Origin of the sequence: Poseidonibacter sp. (genome assembly GCF_041821165.1) — a bacterium.
In the GTDB taxonomy this organism is placed as follows: Bacteria; Campylobacterota; Campylobacteria; order Campylobacterales; family Arcobacteraceae; genus Poseidonibacter.
Genome location: NZ_JBGUES010000035.1, coordinates 1 through 17925, shown reverse-complemented (window position 1 = coordinate 17925; position 17925 = coordinate 1). Strand labels below are relative to the sequence as shown.

The following is a 17925-nucleotide window of genomic DNA, read 5'->3' as shown; positions in this document are numbered from 1 at the left end:
GCAAAGAAGTTAAAGAAATTGAAGATAAGTTAAAAGATATTTCACAAAAAGCAACTATTAAAATTAAAAAAGTTATAAAAGATGAAAAAGAAACAAGAGAAAAGAAAAATAAAGTAGATGAAGAATTAAATAAATTAACAGAAGAACTAGATTTAAAAAATGCTGATATTGCTGAATTAACAAAAGAATTAAATAGTCAAGTAAAAATTGTTAATAAATTAATAAGTTCTATAAATAATAAAGAACATGAACTAGGATTATAAGTTATTTCAATAATTGCAGTGGTACAACCCTACTTATTGAAATAAATTGTAAAGTTAATACCTTCATTGATATTTTTTGCTTCAATTATTCCATCATATTTTTCTACAATTTGTTTTACTAAATATAAACCTGTTCCCGTACCTAAATATTCTTCTTTAGTTGTAAAATCTAAATCAAAAATATTATCAATAATATTAAGAGCAATACCTCCTGCATTATCTTTATAATCAAGAATAACTTCATTTTCATTTTCACTAATATCAATATTTATATTTTTATTTTGTTTACGTTTTATTCCAAGAAATGCATCTTTTGTGTTATTTATTAAGTTTATAAAAATATGTTTTAATTCAGAAGGAATCATATTTATTTTTATATCTTTAGGATATGTTGTTTCAATATTTATATTTTCTTTTACTAAAATAACATGCATTAGACTTAAAACTGATGTTATAACATCTTTTACAATTACAATCTTTTCATCATCTCTTGGATGAAAAAAAGTTCTAAAATCATTAACTGTTTCTATTAAATGATTTGTTTGATTTTTAATAATAGTATTAGAATAAGTAATGTCTTCATTTGTTATTTCTATACCATTTTGTATTTTTGCTTCAAGATTTGTAGGTACCATTGCAATTAAACTTAATGGTTGTTTCCATTGATGAGCTATTGAATCCATCATTTGAGCTAAAACAGAAAGTTTCTTGTTTTTTTCTTCAATATCTTTTAATGCTTTAGTAACTTGAATACTTGTAATAACTTTGACCATAGTTTCAATAAAAAGTTCATATTGTATTGGCTTTAATAAAAAACCATTTACTCCTAATTTAATCGCCTGTGTAAAATGTAAAGTTTCATCATGAGCAGATACTATTAAACAACTAATATTTCTATCTTTTTCTCTAATTTTTTCAATCATACTTAATCCATCTAATTTAGGCATATTAATATCACTTAATATTAAATCAAATCTATTCTCTTCAAACTCCTTTAAACCTTCTAATCCATTATATGCTAAAGTGATATTATCAAAAAAGTTTTTTAATAACTTTAAACCTTGAATACTAGTCTCTTCGTTATCTTCAACGTATAATACATTTAATGATTTTGAGAATTCTATTATCTCATTTAAGTTATCTATTTTTAACATCTCATATCCTTATTTATGATTCATTATTTTTAATCTCTTCTTTCAATGGTAGCATTACAATTGCTGTAGTTTCATTTTTTAAAACTTTGAATTCTAATTTTCCTTTACAATGCTCTTCAACAATTATTTTTGACATATATAAACCTAAACCTGTACCTTCTTTTTCTTTTTTAGTTGAAAAATAAGGATCAAATATTTTTAATAAATATTTACTAGGTATTCCCCCTCCATTATCTTTTATTTCTAAGATACAATTTTTATCTTGTACACTTGTTTTTATATTAATATATGCATCTTTTATTTCATTTTCAAGTAGTGCATCTTCTGAATTTTTCATAAGATTTAAAATTACTTGTTTTAACTCATTTGAATAAATTTCTATTTGTTTATTACAAGAATAATCAGTTGAAATCGTAATATTCTTTCTTTGAATTGCATCTCTTATAATTTCTAAGGATTCATTGATAATAACTTCAATACTTGTTTGTATTTTTGTTTTATTCTCTTTAAAAAAGTTTCTAAAATCATCGATAGTATTTGATAGATGTTGAGAATAACTTGATATTAATTCTATTTCTTTATTAATAAAATTCTTATCAATTTCATCATTCATCATTAACTTAAATCTAATATTATTTGCTGTTAAACTAATAGAATTTAATGGTTGTCTCCATTGATGTGCAATCATACTAATCATTTCACCCATTGTTGCAAATTTTTCTGATTGAAGTAACTTTCTTTCCATCTCTTTTTTTTCAGTCATATCTGTATTAAAGCCAATTACTCTATATGCTTTTCCTTTATTAAAAAGTGCTTTTCCTTTTGTATAAATCCAAATATAATGACCATCTTTATGTCTTATTCTAAATTCTGCTTCATAAGTATCAGTTTTCCCATTTAGATGTTTTTTTAATTTTTGCATTACACACTTTAAATCATCTTTATGTATTCTACTTTCAAACTCATAAAAGTTATTGGTAATTTCTTTACTTTCATAACCTATAATTTCACCCCATCTTTGTGAATAATAAGTAATATTTGTTCTTGGGTTCCAATCCCATAATGCACTTTCTGAACTTTTTATTGCTAAATCAAATCTCTCTTTTTCTGATATATTATTGAATAACAAAGTTTTAAACTCTAATGCAATTTCATCTATCTCTTTTATCATTGAGTTTTCATATTTTTCTCTTGGATTTATAAAAGATTTTTTAATATAATTTTGTAAATAAAACAATTTCGAAATCAATTTATAATGAATCACAAAAAATATAACTGTTCCAAGTAATGTTAATATTAAAAACATTACAATAGTTTCATTTATAAACCTTTTGATTTTTTCTTCATATTTATTTGATTTAATAAAAAAATATAATTCCAATTCTCCTAAATCATTAGAAATAAACACCTCTTTTCTAAATAGATATTTTTCTTTTTCATCAGTTTCAATATAGAAGAAGTCTTTACAATTTTTATGTTTTAGCATTCTTTTTTCACATATATTATTTTTATTTGTTAGTATTTTATTTATATTAATATTTAAAGATGATGATACTAATGTATTATTATCAATTAACATTAATGCATCTAAATTACTATTGCTTTTAATATCACGAATAAGACTTAAATTATGATTTAAAATTGAAACACCATATACCTCTCCTTCAACTTTTCCAAATTTTTCGCTAATAATTTTTTCTTTATTTATAAGCATAAAATATGGTACATTATCAATTGTGATTTTATGGATTAAATTAAAATCATCTGTATGTTCTCTTATTATTTTATTTGCTATTCTATTAACATCAACCATTAAAGAAAAGCCTTTTATTTTTAATATCTTTTTATTTTTTGCTATAAATAAAAAATCTATATTCTCAAAATCCATATTATTAAAATCTGTCCTATTAATAATATTTGATAAAAGCTCTTTTTTTATATATGTTTTATGTTTTTCAAGATTATTTACTACAATCTTTTCAGATTGCTCAAAAAGATTATTTAAATCTTCATAATGGTAATTCTTTATTAAATTAAATTGCCAAAGAAATAAAATTGCCATTATTATAAGCAATGGCAAAAAATATAAAAGATTAAATAATGTGCTTAATTTTACTGATTTCATAATCAAAGTCCTGAATACCTAAATGCTTTTTCTTTTATTTTCAATAACTGAAACTTATCTGTTTCTTGAGTAATTAATTTAAAATCTCCTGAATATACTTGAGGAATTTTATTTGAGTTATTTGAAATATCTAATTTAATTGCTTCTGCCATAGCTACACCATTATCATCATTAATTCTCATAACTGTAAAATTTAATTTTCTTTCTTGAATTGATTTTAGCTCAGCACTTCCACCACCCCAACCATTAACTAATACTTTTCCAATTAATCCTCTTTCCTCTAAAACCTCAACAGCACCTAGGGCAATATCAGTTGAACAAGCATAAATAAAATTAATATCTTTATGATTATCTAATAAATCTTTTGTAGTCTCTTTTGCCTTAGCTTTATTAAATCCAGTATAGTAACTATCTGCTAACTTTAAATTACTATTTTCATTTATATATTCTTTAAAGCTATCACCTCTTTGAGTACTTACATAACCAACTGTTCCATATAAAATTCCATATTTACCAGATCCACCGACTCTTTTTAAATACTCTTTTGCAAGAATAACAGAGCCAATATTATGATCAAAGCCATCATATATAAGTGGTTGTTTAGCTAAGCCTTTTATAGGTTTAGTTATATTTTGCAATATTAATTTTGGTTTATCTTTACTTAGGATTGTTTCAATAAATTTAATATGTTTTTTAGCATCAAGAGTGAATATTATATAATCTGTTGAATCTTGCAATGCATTATAAAGATAAATATCTTCTCTTTTATTTTTTGAAGAATCAAAAAAATAATCTACTAATTTATACTTAATGTTTAATTCTTTTAGTCTTTTTTCAAAAGATATTTTACTTCTTCTCCAGTAATCTGATATTTGTGAACCTGGATAAATCATATAAATAAGAATTTCTTTATCTTGTACTTTATTAAGAGGAATACTTTTTTGCTCAACTAATTTCTTAAAATCATTGATAATTTTTTCTTCTTGAATATTTTTACTATTATTGCCTTCGAGAAAAAGCTTACTATTAATAGTACTCATTAAAATTGTTAAGGGCAAAAGAATAAGTAGAATAATTTTCATAATACAATCCTTAATTCATCCAATCATCTGGAAAAATTTTTTCTATTGAATTAATAACTTTCTCTTCAGTTATAGGTTTTAAAATATAACCCTTTGCACCTAGTTTTATAGAGTCAACAACTAAATGTTCTTCACCATGAGAAGTCACCATAATAACTTTTGCATTAGGATCTAAGTCAATTATCTCTTTTAATGCACTAACACCATCTTTTATACCTTGTCTCATTGGCATAGATATATCCATTGTTACTAAATCAGGTGAAAGTGTTTTGTACATATTTATTGCTTCAAAACCTGTTACTGCTTCTCCAATTACATTGTGTCCTAAAAATAAAAAAATATTTTTTAAGCCATTTCTGATTATTCTTGAATCATCAACTATTAGAACTCTCATAGTTTCCTCCTTTGAAATCTCTATATTAAAAGTATAACTACAAAAAGACTATGAAAAGACTTCACTATTTAGATTCAACAAGTAAACTACAATTTATATTTCCAATATTTGTTTGAATAATATTCTGAATAATTTTATAATTTTTATTATAGTGTTTATCGTACGTCTCAACACTATTTAATAAATAAGGAACATCTAAAGTTCCAGTTTTGCTTATTAATGGTAAATCTTGTATAGCTAAACCTATAATTGTATTAATAAACTCCTTTGCAAGATCTTCTTTATACTCTTCAAAATTTTCATCTAAAGATGGTAATAATGAAAAAAATGTTTTTAAAATTAAAGTAGAGCAAGAAAAACAAAATATAAAGTTTTGATTACTAGTAAAGTTTATAAAGGTATTTATTTTATTTTCAAAATTTGTATTATTACAATATCTTGAATCAATAATATCAAGATTTAAATCATTAACTAAAAAGTTTTTAGTTTTTTCAATTACAATATCAGCAACATCAATACAATCTTCTAATGCATTATTTAAAATATTTGTATTTGAAATATTTTCCATAGGTATTTTTAGAATATAGCTTAAGCCCTCTTCTTCTTTATTTATAATTTCAATCTTTCCATTTATCATTTCAAGTTCTTGCTTAAAAGAACTATTACCTATTCCTCTTCCTGAAATATTTGTTGCTGATTCTTTAGTTGAAAATCCATCTTCAAAAATTAAAAAAAGCAACTCTTTTTCACTAATATTATTAATTTCATACTCATTGTAAATATTTTTTTCAAGTGCCTTTTTCTTTAATTCATAAAGATTAATTCCATTACCATCATCACTAATTTTTAAAAATAAAAAACCATTATCATAATTAAAATCACAGCTTATATTACCTTTAGGATCTTTATTTCTTAATAATCTAGTATTTTCATCTTCTATACCATGATCAATTGAATTTCTTAATAAATGTATTAAATTACGATAAATATTTATAAAAAATGGTGGCACTTTTAGATTTTTATCTCCTGTAATGACAAATGAATTAATTGACTTATTTAACATAACTGATAAATCTTCAATTACAGGAATATACTTTGATAATAAATTATAAAGATTTAAATATGTCATTGATTCTATTTTAGAAGCAATATCTTGAAGTTTAAAATTTATATGTTTTGGATCAACTACAATATTTAAAATATCATCTTTTATTTTTGTTAAAACCTTAGAATTATCATATAATTTTTCTTGCTCTAAGATATAATTTTCACCTAACATATGTGTAATTATCTCAATATCTTTTCTAAAGTTTAATAAAATATTTTCACAATAATTTAACGTAAAAACATAGTTATTTATTAATAAATTATCTTCAATCTTTGATTCAAGTTCATGTATAGAGTTTGGCGTATATACAAAATTTATTTGTAAAAATAAACCTTTAAAAGTATGTAGTTCTCTTTTTAAATCAATAATATATGTAGGAAGAAATATTGTGTTAGTAGTATCCTTATAAAGAGTTTTAAGTAGAATTTCAAAAGCTAGTTTGATATCAATAAAATCATTATTATTAGATACGATTGAAATAAGCATTTTTTGATATTGTTCTTTTCTTTTTAACTCTTTTTCTAATTTTTTTCTTTCTGTTGCATCTTTTAAAATAAGCATAAATAGTTTATTATCCAAAAATTTATATCTTATTTCAATATATCTATCATTTAAATATGTATATTTTGGCAATAGTGAAAATAGTAAATCAATTGATAAATCACTAGAACTCTCATAAATTTCTAATATAATCTTTTCAAATAGATTTCTCTTTTTTATATCTGAAAATAACATTTGTGATACATTTTGACCTTCTATAATCTCTTGATTAAAAATACTAATACATTTAATAGAATAACCTCTATTTATTTCAAAATCTTTATTAAAAAGTAAAAAACCTTCATTAACGTTATTAAGTAATAAATTGATTTTGTCATATAATTCATTTGTATTAACTTGAGCAGTTATATCTTCAAGAATAAAATAATATCCTATGATTTTATTGAATTCATCAAAATATGGTCCAATAGTAGTATTAGTCCAAAAATTTCTTTTTTTCTTGGTAATATTTTGTATACGACCTCGCCAAATGCTACCTGTTTTAATTATCTTCCATAACTTTTTTAATAAATCTTCTTGGATATCAGGGTGTATTAAAATTCTAATATTTTCACCAAGTAAATCTTCTTTTTCATATGAAATTATTTCTAGTAACTTATCACTTACAAAAGTAATTATTCCATTATTATCTATACTAAAAGACAAACTTAAAGAGTTATATCCTTGCATTCTTGACATCAACTCTTTATTTAGATTAATTGTCTTATTTTTAGTTAATTCATACTCTTTATTTGAAAAGTAAATATTAGTTAATTTAAAAATTGCAGTAAAAAATTGATCAAATTGAATAGGTTTATGTATATAAGTATTAATCCCACTATTTATAATTTTTTGAAGTAAAAAAGAGTCATTATATGCAGACATAATTAATATTTGTTGATTTGGATTTATTTTTTTTATTTTTTCTGAAAGTTCTAAACCATTTATTTCTGGCATATTAATATCAGTTAGAACTAAATCAAAAGTATTATCATTTTTATCTAAAAAATCTTTATATTTTATTATAGCTTCTAAACCATCATTTGCTAAAGTAATTGTTTTAAATAATTCTTTGCACATAATATCGACTTGATTTAATGCTCCTATGTCATCATCTACAATTAATACATTAAGCTTTTTTGTTTTAATCTTCATATTATTGATTTGATCTTTCGTTATTTGCAAAATAAATCCTTTTGTATAATAAGATTATTTTACATTAGAAAAGACTTTAAAATGACTTTAAATTAAACTACTATATTAATATTGTATATTTATTTATATTATTATATAGTAATATTATAATGATATTTATAGAAGGAGATAGTATGAATCAAGATTATAGTACTTCAAATTGTGAAATAAAACAAATATTAGAGTACACTCAAAATATGCAAGTTTTATATGTTGAAGATAATGAAGAAGTTCAGTTTTCAACAAAAACAATGCTTGATGTACTTTTCTCAAATATTGATTTAGCGAATAATGGCAAAGAAGGTTATGATTACTTTCTTAAAAATAAATATAAATATGATATGATTTTTTCTGATATTGAAATGCCAATATGTGATGGTATTAATATGACTAAAAGAATAAGAAATATAGATAAAAATATTCCTATAATATTATTATCAGCGTATGATGATAAAAATTATTTACTTGAAGCAATTAAATGTAATATTTTAGATTATATAATAAAACCTTATAATCTACAAACAATTATAAATGCAATTAAAAAAGTACTAGATTTACAAGATAATAGTGTATTTATTGAATTAATAGATAATTATAAATGGAATAATCATAAAAATTGTTTATATAAAAATGAAGTAGAAATAGAACTAACAAAAAATGAAAGACTCTTTTTAAAAACTCTTATTAATGCAAAAGGTGGTATTTGTAGTTCTGAGATTTTAGAAGATACGATATTTGAAAATTGTAATTATGATAATAAAAGAATAAGAAATATTGTAACAAAATTAAAAAATAAACTACATACAAGTTTAGTAAAATCAATATATGGTGAAGGTTATAAAATAATTATCCAGTAATTTAAACTCAATATATAAAAAAGAAGGATTTACTCTTCTTTATTTATAATATTTTTTGCAAATTCCAAGGCTTCATTTGTAATTTTTTCACCACTTATCATTCTTGCAATTTCATTAATAGTTTGTTTTTTATCTAATAAACTTACTGTTGATATTCCATTTTTTTTATCAACTAAAAAATGTTGGTGTGCTGTTGATGTTAATTGTGGCTGATGAGAAATAGCAAAAATTTGATATGATTTTGAAAGTTTAAAAAGAACATTTGCAATTGCATCACTCTCTTTTCCACTTAAATTTGCATCAATTTCATCTAAAAAAAGAACACCATTATCAACAATATCAAATTCACTCATTGAAGTAAGTAAGGCAAGTCTTAATCTATTGTATTCACCTGAACTAATAGTTGATAAATCTACACCATTAAGTTCAAAAACAATTTCATCAACTCCTGTGGCATCTAAGTTTTTAGTATTGATATTTATTTTTGCATTGCTTAGATATAAAGATTTTAAATATTCATTTATTTTCTTTTCTAATATACTTGAGGATTCTTGTCTATATAAAGTAAGCTCTTTTGCTAAAATATTTATTTCTTCACTAAGTGTTTTATATTTTTTTTCCAAAATAGATTTTTCAAATGAGATATTTTCATAAGAATCTAATTCAATCTTTTTTTGCTCTTTATATTCTAATGCCTCTTTAATAGAACCAAATCTTTTTTGAAGTGCTGATAATTTTTCAATTCTATCTAATACATTTTCAATATCAATATCTTCTAATTCATATAAAGAATCATTAAAGTTTTCAAATATACTTGTTAATTCATTCATTGTTTCATCAAAGAAATTTGAATCAAGCTCTAATAGTTCTAAAACAGTAGAGACACTTTGATTAAACTCTAAAATTCCAGTTGATTTTTTTATAGCATCTTCTATTTTGTCTTTTTTTGCAAGTTTTCTTTTTAAAAAATTCAACTCTTCATATTCATCAACACTTGGATTAATATTCTCAATTTTTTCTATTTCAAATTTAGCAAACTCTTTTAATTCTTCAAGCTTTGATTCATCATCTGATATTTTTTTTAATTGTTTAGTAATATTTGATAATTCAAGATAAGAAGTATTAAATTTTTGTTTAATATCTTTAAACTCTTTTTTCTTTAATAGCGTTAGCTTATCAAGAAAAAGTATAAGTTTTGAACTATTAAAATCTGATGTATCTTTTAGGTTTAAATGTTTGATTAGATTATTAGAAAATTCATTTAAGTTTTTTCTTGATATTGTTTGATTATTGAGAAAAAATCTTACTTTTTCTTTTTTAATTGTTTTTATAATTATGTCATCATCTTTATCAATAGCAAATACATCATTTTCAATTTTTGTATCACTTAATAAAACTTCACCTAAGTTTTGTTTTACATCACCTAATGAAAATAAAGATAAAATAGCTTGCATTAATATTGATTTACCAGCACCACTTGGACCTGTAAAAACATTAAGACCATGAGAGAATTCTGCATCTACTTCTTTAAAAGATAAACAATCTTTTAAATATATTCTATTTATCATATATTAATTTCCCCATCTAAGTTTTTCATTTAAAACATCAAAATAGTTTCGCTCAATTCTATGTATCATTTTTGCTTTTTTACTTGCAATTTTAATTTTAATAGATTCATTTTGCTCAACTTCATATATATCTTGACCATCTACAATAATAACAGCACCTTGACTATCTGATATTGTAAACTCTATTTCAAAATCTGCAGGCATTACAAGAGGTCTTTGTGTTAAAGAATGTGGAGCAACAGGAGTTATAATAAAAGCTTCTGTTAGAGGATAAACTAAAGGGCCACCTGCTGATAAATTATAAGCAGTAGAACCACTAGGAGTTGAAATAATAACACCATCACCATAATAAGAATTAAAAGGTTTACCATCAATTTTAGCATCAATAGAAAGCATAGATGAAATTGATTTTCTTGAAATTACAATATCATTAAAAGCAACAAAATTATTTAAATTTAAAGTACCTTCAACCATCATACGATTGTCAATTCTATAATTATCAGATTTAAAATCATTTAAGAACTTTTCTAATTCATCCATATTAATATCAGTTAAAAAGCCCAATGTTCCAAGATTAATACCCAAAACTGGTTTATCAAAATTAAATGATTTTCTTACAACAGAAAGTAAAGTACCATCTCCACCAACAGATACTAAAAAATCAACTTCTGTACAAAGTTTATGTAAAGATATTCCTTTTTCTTTTATCATAGTAGCAGAGTTACTTTCTAAAACAACATCAATACCAATATTTGAAAATAACTCTTTTATTTTAATATATGATGCTTTTAATTCTGGACTTGAAGGTTTTAAAATAATTCCAGCTTTTGTAGGATTATTTAATAATTCAGTTTTCTCATTTATTCTCAAACTATTATCCCTTTTTTAATATTGATGAATTTTATCATAATAATATTTTAAGCAGGATTATAATTTCAATTTGTAATATTTTAGAGTATTTATATAGATAGTAAGCAGAAAATTTGCAAAAAAAAAGCCTCGATAAAATATCGAGGCTTTAATGAAAAATAGTTACTTAAGAGTGAAAATCAATCTTAATTAAGTTGATTAACCATTTCTCTTTTTAATAATTTCATCAGAAACGTTTTTTGGAACGTCTAAGTAGTTATCAAAAATCATAGAATATGTTGCTCTACCTTGAGACATAGATCTTAAGTCAGTAGAATAACCGAACATTTCAGCTAATGGAATCATTGCTACAACTAGTTTAACACCAGCTCTATCATCCATAGATTGAATTTGTCCTCTTCTTTTGTTAACGTCACCGATAACATCTCCCATATAATCTTCAGGAGTTTCAATTTCAACTTTCATAATTGGTTCAAGAATTACAGGTTGAGCAGCGTCTGTTCTACAACCTTTTTTGAATCCCATAGAAGCAGCAAGTTTAAATGCCATTTCAGATGAATCAACGTCATGGTAAGAACCGTCATATAAAGATACTTCAATGTTAACCATTGGGTAACCAGCTAAGATACCACCAGCCATAGCTTCTTCACAACCTTTTTGAACAGCAGGGATGTATTCTTTTGGTACAGAACCACCTTTGATGTCATTATGGAAGATGAAGTTATCTTCAGAATCAGCTGGTAATGGGTTAATGCTTAAGTAAACATGACCATATTGACCTTTTCCACCAGATTGCTTAGCGTATTTGTATTCTTGCTTAATTGCGTTTTTAATAGTTTCTCTATATGCAACTTGAGGAGCACCAACTTCAGCTTCAACAGAGAATTCTCTTTTCATTCTATCAACAAGAATTTCAAGGTGTAATTCACCCATTCCTGAAATAATAGTTTGTCCAGATTCTTCATCAGTTGCAACTCTAAATGATGGATCTTCTTGAGCTAATTTACCTAATGCAATACCCATTTTTTCTTGGTCAGCTTTAGTTTTTGGCTCAACTGCAACAGAAATAACTGGTTCTGGGAAATCCATTCTTTCTAAGATAACTGGATCTTTTTCAGAAGCTAAAGTATCACCTGTAATTGTATTTTTAAGTCCAACAACAGCTCCGATTTCTCCAGCGTATAATTCAGTAACTTCTTCTCTTTTGATAGCATGCATCTTAAGAAGTCTTCCGATTCTTTCTTTTTTCATTTTAGTAGAGTTTTGTACGTAAGTACCTGATTGTAAGATACCTCTATAAACTCTAGTAAATGTTAACTGACCAACAAATGGATCTGTCATAATTTTAAATGCTAATGCTGCAACTTCACCATCATCAGTTGAAGGAACAATTACAGATTCACCATCTTGAGTTTCACCTCTAATATCTTCAACTTCTAATGGAGAAGGCATATACATAGCAACAGCGTCAAGTAAAGTTTGAACACCTTTGTTTTTAAATGCAGTACCACAAGTCATTGGAGTAATTTCCATTGCTAAACAACCTTTTTTAAGACCGATAACAATTTCCTCTTCAGTAAGTTCTTCACCTTCAAGGTATTTTTCCATGTATTCTTCAACTTGCTCAGCAGCAGCTTCTACCATTTTTTCTCTGTATTCTTCTGCTTGCTCTTGTAAGTTTGCAGGAATTTCTTCAACATGGTAGTTTGAACCCATTGCAGCATCTTGATCCCAAACGATTGCTTTCATAGATACTAAGTCAACAACACCAGCGAAGTTTTCTTCAGCACCAATAGGAATTTGAATAGGAACAGGATTAGCTTTAAGTCTTTCAGCAACTTGCTTTTCAACGTTAAAGAAATCAGCACCAGTTCTATCCATTTTATTAACAAAAATCATTCTTGGAACTCTATATTTGTTCGCTTGTCTCCAAACTGTTTCAGATTGTGGTTGAACCCCACCAACTGAACAGAATACGGCAACAGCACCATCAAGAACTCTCATAGATCTTTCAACTTCAATAGTAAAGTCAACGTGACCTGGAGTGTCAATGATGTTAATCATTAACTCTTCATTTGTTTTTGGGTGAGTCCAGTTACAAGTTGTAGCAGCAGAAGTAATTGTAATACCTCTTTCTTGCTCTTGTTCCATCCAGTCCATAGTAGCAGCACCATCATGAACCTCACCGATTTTATGCTCACGACCTGTGTAAAATAAAATTCTTTCAGTAGTTGTTGTTTTACCAGCATCAATATGAGCAGCAATACCAATGTTTCTAAGTCTATTAAGTGGTGTTTTTCTTGCCATCTTAATTTCCTACCATCTGTAATGAGCGAATGCTTTATTAGCTTCGGCCATTCTATGCATATCTTCTTTTTTCTTGAAAGAAGCGCCTCTATCATTAGCACATTCGAATAATTCGTTAGCTAATCTTTCAACCATAGTTCTTTCATTTCTTTTTCTAGCAGCATCAACTAACCATCTTAATGCTAAAGTTTGTCTTCTTACAGGTCTAACTTCAACAGGTACTTGGTATGTAGCTCCACCAACTCTTCTAGATTTAACTTCTAAAAGTGGTTTAACATTTTCAATTGCTTTTTCAAAAACTTCAATACCAGATTCTTCACCTCTTGTATCTAAGTTTGCAATTGCACCATACATGATTTTTTGAGCTGTAGATTTTTTACCATCTAACATAACTGTATTAATAAACTTTGTGATCACTTTACTATTGTAGATAGGATCAGCCATTATTTCTCTAACTGGAGCTTTTCTTCTTCTCATTTTATTATCCTTCTACTTATTTCTTTGGCTTTTTAGTACCGTATTTAGATCTTGCAACAGTTCTGTTAGCAACACCAGCAGTATCTAAAGCACCTCTAACAACGTGATACTTAACACCAGGTAAATCTTTAACTCTACCCCCTCTTACTAGAACAATCGAGTGTTCTTGAAGGTTATGACCTTCTCCACCAATGTATGAAATAACTTCAAAACCAGTAGTTAATCTAACTTTTGCAACTTTTCTTAAAGCCGAGTTAGGTTTTTTTGGAGTTGTAGTATATACTCTTGTACAAACTCCTCTTCTTTGTGGACATTTGTCTAATGCAGGTGATTTAGATTTCTTAATCACTCTTTTTCGCTCTTTTCTAACAAGTTGATTGATAGTTGGCATTCTTTCCCTTTGATATGTTGTAGAGCAATCTGTAATATAAAATATGTAAGACTCTCTATTTATTTGGTTAGAGCAATTAAAGCAATGCTCATGCTTCTCGTTTGACTTCAACATAAGTTGAAACGATACTTCCATTCTAGAGAAACAAGTAGGTTTTCTAAAAAGTAGGCAGATTATACTGAAAGTAAGCTTATAAAAAGTTTATAAGCTTATAAAATTTCTTGAACACGTCCAACTTGACCATCCATAAGTCTTACTTTTATTCCATGTGGATGTGTAGGAGAGTTTGTAAGTATATTTTTTACAATACCTTGTGTTAGTTTTCCACTTCGTTGATCTTGTTTTAAAACAATATTAACTTTTAGGCCTTGTTTAATACAAAATCTTTTCTTTGGATCCATAATTAACCTTGAGTATTTTCGTAAGTTAAAACATTTTTTGCAAAATCTACATTATAAAAAAAGATAATTTTAAAAATTAATGAAACTTTTGTTTTTTTACTTTGACTTGCATCTAAAATTGAAAAAGAGAATCCTTCTCCATCTTCAGAATTCTTTGGTCTAATTGTAAGTCCAACAGGCTTTAAAGTTTTCATCATATTCATAGTATTTCTGTAATCATTTGTACTAATACCTGATAACATATCACCATCTTTTTCTTCTTTTCTCATTGCTGAAAAAAGTAATGTTAATGTATCTTTATAAATAGATTTATTCCAAGATATTTTACCTTGTGAATAAGGAAATGTTGCAGTTTTATTTAATAAACAGTTTGGTTTTTCTTTTCTAATTTCTTCTAACATTGAAAGAAAATAGTTAATTCCACCAATACTGTTTGCATAAGTTGTAAGTTCTTTATGTAGTTCTTTTTTTGTTTCTAATTCTAAATCATTAAAAATCATGTTACTCCGATTATATTTTATATTTGAAAGTATATCTAAATACTTCAAATATTTTTATTTTAACGATTTATTTTCCTATAAACTCTTTTTCATTAGTATGAGAAACAACTTGTACAGCAATAGTATTTACTTCTTTAGCTACTTTATTTGCTTCACTTGCTGTTGCTGCATTTTCCTGTGTTACTTCATCAAGTTTATTAACAGTTTCATTTATTTGCTCCATTGCTGAGAACTGTTCTTTTGATGATGAAGAAACACTATTAATTAATTCTAAAGTACTATGAATATTATTATTAAGTTTTTCATAACCTTCAATCATATTTGCAGAAATATTTTTTCCATCATCTGCTTTTGCAGTTGCATTTTCAACTAAGTTTTTAATCTCTTTTGCAGCTTCTGCTGATCTACTTGCAAGGTTTCTAACCTCTTGAGCAACTACAGCAAAGCCTTTTCCTGCTTCTCCAGCAGTTGCAGCTTCAACAGCAGCATTAAGTGAAAGAATATTTGTTTGGAATGCAATTTGATCAATAATAGTAATTGAATCAGCAATTGCTCGTGTTTGCTCATTTATATCATCCATAGATAATGCAGTTTTAGAAGCTAGTTCTTGCCCTACTGAAACAGAACTTGATACTTCATTTGCAAAAGTTGTCATATCAAAAATATTTTTAGAACTTTCTTGCATATTTGATGTAATTTGTTCAATTGCAGCTGCTGTTTGTTCTAAACTTGCAGCTTGTCTATTTGCAGAATCTGTTAAATTATTAACATTTTGAGATAATACATCTGAATTATCAGATAAAAGTAAACCAATTTTTCTGTTCTCAACCAACATTGAGCTAATTGCTGAACCTAAACTATTTACATCTTCACATAAATCTTTTAATTCACCATGCATACCAGAAATATCAATACTTGCTCTATAATCATAATTAGAATATTTTGATAAAACTACCATTGCACTTTTTATATTTTCTTCAACTGCTTCTAACATTTCATTAATAACATGTTTTAATTCATTTAATGCAGGATTTGAAGGTTCACCTTTAATTCTTGCATTTAAATATCCCTTTTTTGCTTTATTCGCACAAGAAATAGCACCATCTACAAGTGATCTATCTTTTTCTATTGATAATTGTATTTTAGTAATATTATTATTTATTACTGTAGCCATTTCACCTAATTCATCTTTTGTATTTAAATCAATTAAATTAACTTCTTCTTTTTCTCTATTCATATATTTAAAGAATTCTAATAAACCTTCTTGGAACTTTAATAATGGTTTTTTTATAGAATTAACAACAATAAATATTACAAATAATGATAATACAATAGCAATAATTGATAATGTATATAATGTATATAATGTGTTATCAATTTGAATTAAAGCACTATCATAAGCTTCTTTATTTTCATTATCTACAATGTTATAAATATGAACTAACTCTTTATTGATTTTTTCAAATACTTCATCAGTTACTGATAACATTGGTGTTGCCATACCCACATCAACACTTAACATGTCAATAGCATCATCAACTGTTAAGTTATACTCTTTAATATTGTTTTCAATACTTTTTAATATCTTAGGGTCAAGATGTTTAGTGCTAATTAATATTTTCATATCTTTAATCATTGTTTTTCTGATTTTTGCTAATACTTCTAATTGTTCATCAATTTGAGATTGCTCATAACCATCTGTCGCATAGTTAAAAACTTTATATAAAACTGAATTATATAAATCAACATCGATTAACAATTTACTACTGGCTTTGTATAAAGCAAATTTAACTTCAACAATATCTTTAAATGTAGATTTATTTGTATTAAGTGCATTATTAGAAAATATTACAAATATAATAAGAAATATTACAGAAATTGCAGGTGCAATTAATATTTTACTTCCTATTTTCAAATTATTTATTCCAATCATATTTTATTCCTATTTAAATTATTTTCTTAAAATCTATTTATTAAATTAAATAAACAATATTTACTTAAGTTAATAAACAAATGCTCTTGATATATTATCAAGAGCAAAAGATACTATTTATAAATACCAGCACCAATTAAATTGTCATTTCCAATACCCATTACAAATGATGTTTTTGCTGTTTGTTTTCCTGTTGTAGGATGAGCCCATACATAATCAACCCAACCAGAACCATCAGCTTTAACTTTGTCAATAAATTCTTTGAATAATTGATTACCAGCTTTATCTTTATATCTAAATAGATTTTTACCTTTAATAGGTTTTTTAGGATGAGCAGTAATCACACCATTAAAATCTTCTGCAAAAATGTATAAATCACCTTTAATAAATTTACCGTTATTATCGTTAAATTCATTTAAACATGCCTCTACACCAACTTTTTTACAATAGTCTGCACCACTTTTAACAAAAGCTTCAACTTCTGCTGGAGTTGATGCATATGCGAATGAAATACTTAATAAAACTGAAGCGCCTAATTTAACTAATTTACTCATGATAATTTCCTTTTTTGCTTTTAAAGTTTTATATATTTACATAATAAAAATTAATATAATCTTAAGATTATATATAATTTTTTATAATCTTAATTTAATTTTACTTATAATTATTCATATATAGAGAATACTATTATTATTTATTTCCCACAGCTTTTACAAAAAACCTCTTTATTTTCAAATGTATTTAAACCTTTTCTTTGTAAG

The 17925-nt window shown here is 25.3% G+C and carries 16 protein-coding genes; 2 read left to right on the top strand and 14 right to left on the bottom strand.

All coding sequences use genetic code 11. From position 1 onward, the window contains the following. Positions 1-263, top strand: a 263-nt coding sequence (locus ACERKK_RS04705) for a hypothetical protein (protein WP_373771924.1), incomplete at its 5' end; no start/stop codon positions are given. Positions 264-292: 29 nt separating this feature from the next. Here ACERKK_RS04705 and ACERKK_RS04700 read toward each other — a convergent pair. The 5 genes from ACERKK_RS04700 to ACERKK_RS04680 all read right to left on the bottom strand — a co-directional run bounded on the left by ACERKK_RS04700 (position 293) and on the right by ACERKK_RS04680 (position 7851). Continuing rightward, positions 293-1417 carry a response regulator gene (locus ACERKK_RS04700; RefSeq protein ID WP_373771923.1) on the bottom strand — a complete coding sequence of 375 codons (1125 nt, stop codon included), beginning with the start codon at positions 1415-1417 and terminating at the stop codon, positions 293-295. 13 nt (positions 1418-1430) lie between these two features. Continuing rightward, a complete protein-coding gene (locus tag ACERKK_RS04695) occupies positions 1431-3479 on the bottom strand; it encodes a PAS domain-containing protein (protein ID WP_373771922.1) in 2049 nt (682 codons plus the stop codon). A gap of 65 nt (positions 3480-3544) precedes the next feature. Next, positions 3545-4624, bottom strand: coding sequence for a substrate-binding domain-containing protein (locus ACERKK_RS04690; RefSeq protein WP_373771921.1), 1080 nt, complete (start codon positions 4622-4624; stop codon positions 3545-3547). A 10-nt stretch (positions 4625-4634) separates the two neighbouring features. Continuing rightward, on the bottom strand, positions 4635-5018 hold the full coding sequence (locus tag ACERKK_RS04685) for a response regulator (protein ID WP_373771920.1): 384 nt from the start codon (positions 5016-5018) through the stop codon (positions 4635-4637). 64 nt (positions 5019-5082) lie between these two features. Further along, positions 5083-7851: a response regulator gene (locus ACERKK_RS04680; protein ID WP_373771919.1), complete on the bottom strand. Its 2769-nt coding sequence runs from the start codon at positions 7849-7851 to the stop codon at positions 5083-5085. A 143-nt stretch (positions 7852-7994) separates the two neighbouring features. Between ACERKK_RS04680 and ACERKK_RS04675 the strand changes: the two genes are divergently transcribed. Then, the gene (locus ACERKK_RS04675) at positions 7995-8717 is read left to right on the top strand and encodes a response regulator transcription factor (protein ID WP_373771918.1); all 723 of its coding nucleotides are present in this window, start codon (positions 7995-7997) and stop codon (positions 8715-8717) included. 29 nt (positions 8718-8746) lie between these two features. Here the strand turns inward: ACERKK_RS04675 and ACERKK_RS04670 are convergent, their stop codons facing one another. The 9 genes from ACERKK_RS04670 to ACERKK_RS04630 all read right to left on the bottom strand — a co-directional run bounded on the left by ACERKK_RS04670 (position 8747) and on the right by ACERKK_RS04630 (position 17718). Next, the gene (locus ACERKK_RS04670) at positions 8747-10285 is read right to left on the bottom strand and encodes an AAA family ATPase (RefSeq protein ID WP_373771917.1); all 1539 of its coding nucleotides are present in this window, start codon (positions 10283-10285) and stop codon (positions 8747-8749) included. 3 nt (positions 10286-10288) lie between these two features. After that, complete coding sequence (locus ACERKK_RS04665) at positions 10289-11155, bottom strand: NAD(+)/NADH kinase (protein ID WP_373771916.1); 867 nt, start codon at positions 11153-11155, stop codon at positions 10289-10291. Positions 11156-11353: 198 nt separating this feature from the next. After that, entirely contained in the window at positions 11354-13462 is a 2109-nt protein-coding gene (gene fusA, locus ACERKK_RS04660) for an elongation factor G (RefSeq protein ID WP_373771915.1), read from the bottom strand. A gap of 9 nt (positions 13463-13471) precedes the next feature. Further along, entirely contained in the window at positions 13472-13939 is a 468-nt protein-coding gene (gene rpsG, locus ACERKK_RS04655; protein ID WP_373771914.1) for a 30S ribosomal protein S7, read from the bottom strand. A 16-nt stretch (positions 13940-13955) separates the two neighbouring features. Next, complete coding sequence (gene rpsL, locus ACERKK_RS04650) at positions 13956-14330, bottom strand: 30S ribosomal protein S12 (RefSeq protein WP_076088232.1); 375 nt, start codon at positions 14328-14330, stop codon at positions 13956-13958. 209 nt (positions 14331-14539) lie between these two features. Continuing rightward, complete coding sequence (locus tag ACERKK_RS04645) at positions 14540-14731, bottom strand: YwbE family protein (RefSeq protein ID WP_373771913.1); 192 nt, start codon at positions 14729-14731, stop codon at positions 14540-14542. Between the two features lie 2 nt (positions 14732-14733). After that, positions 14734-15231 (bottom strand): hypothetical protein, encoded by a 498-nt coding sequence (locus ACERKK_RS04640; RefSeq protein WP_373771912.1) that lies wholly within the window; start codon positions 15229-15231, stop codon positions 14734-14736. 67 nt (positions 15232-15298) lie between these two features. Further along, a complete protein-coding gene (locus ACERKK_RS04635; protein ID WP_373771911.1) occupies positions 15299-17164 on the bottom strand; it encodes a methyl-accepting chemotaxis protein in 1866 nt (621 codons plus the stop codon). A gap of 113 nt (positions 17165-17277) precedes the next feature. Then, a complete protein-coding gene (locus tag ACERKK_RS04630) occupies positions 17278-17718 on the bottom strand; it encodes a cache domain-containing protein (protein ID WP_373771910.1) in 441 nt (146 codons plus the stop codon). Between the last annotated feature and the right edge of the window lie 207 nt (positions 17719-17925).

Coding starts and splice junctions, on each gene's coding strand:
- ACERKK_RS04700 (WP_373771923.1), bottom strand. CDS start 1,417: ATGTTAAAAATAGATAACTTAAATGAGATAATAGAATTCTCAAAATCA.
- ACERKK_RS04695 (WP_373771922.1), bottom strand. CDS start 3,479: ATGGCAATTTTATTTCTTTGGCAATTTAATTTAATAAAGAATTACCAT.
- ACERKK_RS04690 (WP_373771921.1), bottom strand. CDS start 4,624: ATGAAAATTATTCTACTTATTCTTTTGCCCTTAACAATTTTAATGAGT.
- ACERKK_RS04685 (WP_373771920.1), bottom strand. CDS start 5,018: ATGAGAGTTCTAATAGTTGATGATTCAAGAATAATCAGAAATGGCTTA.
- ACERKK_RS04675 (WP_373771918.1), top strand. CDS start 7,995: ATGAATCAAGATTATAGTACTTCAAATTGTGAAATAAAACAAATATTA.
- ACERKK_RS04670 (WP_373771917.1), bottom strand. CDS start 10,285: ATGATAAATAGAATATATTTAAAAGATTGTTTATCTTTTAAAGAAGTA.
- fusA (WP_373771915.1), bottom strand. CDS start 13,462: ATGGCAAGAAAAACACCACTTAATAGACTTAGAAACATTGGTATTGCT.
- rpsG (WP_373771914.1), bottom strand. CDS start 13,939: ATGAGAAGAAGAAAAGCTCCAGTTAGAGAAATAATGGCTGATCCTATC.
- rpsL (WP_076088232.1), bottom strand. CDS start 14,330: ATGCCAACTATCAATCAACTTGTTAGAAAAGAGCGAAAAAGAGTGATT.
- ACERKK_RS04645 (WP_373771913.1), bottom strand. CDS start 14,731: ATGGATCCAAAGAAAAGATTTTGTATTAAACAAGGCCTAAAAGTTAAT.
- ACERKK_RS04640 (WP_373771912.1), bottom strand. CDS start 15,231: ATGATTTTTAATGATTTAGAATTAGAAACAAAAAAAGAACTACATAAA.
- ACERKK_RS04635 (WP_373771911.1), bottom strand. CDS start 17,164: ATGATTGGAATAAATAATTTGAAAATAGGAAGTAAAATATTAATTGCA.
- ACERKK_RS04630 (WP_373771910.1), bottom strand. CDS start 17,718: ATGAGTAAATTAGTTAAATTAGGCGCTTCAGTTTTATTAAGTATTTCA.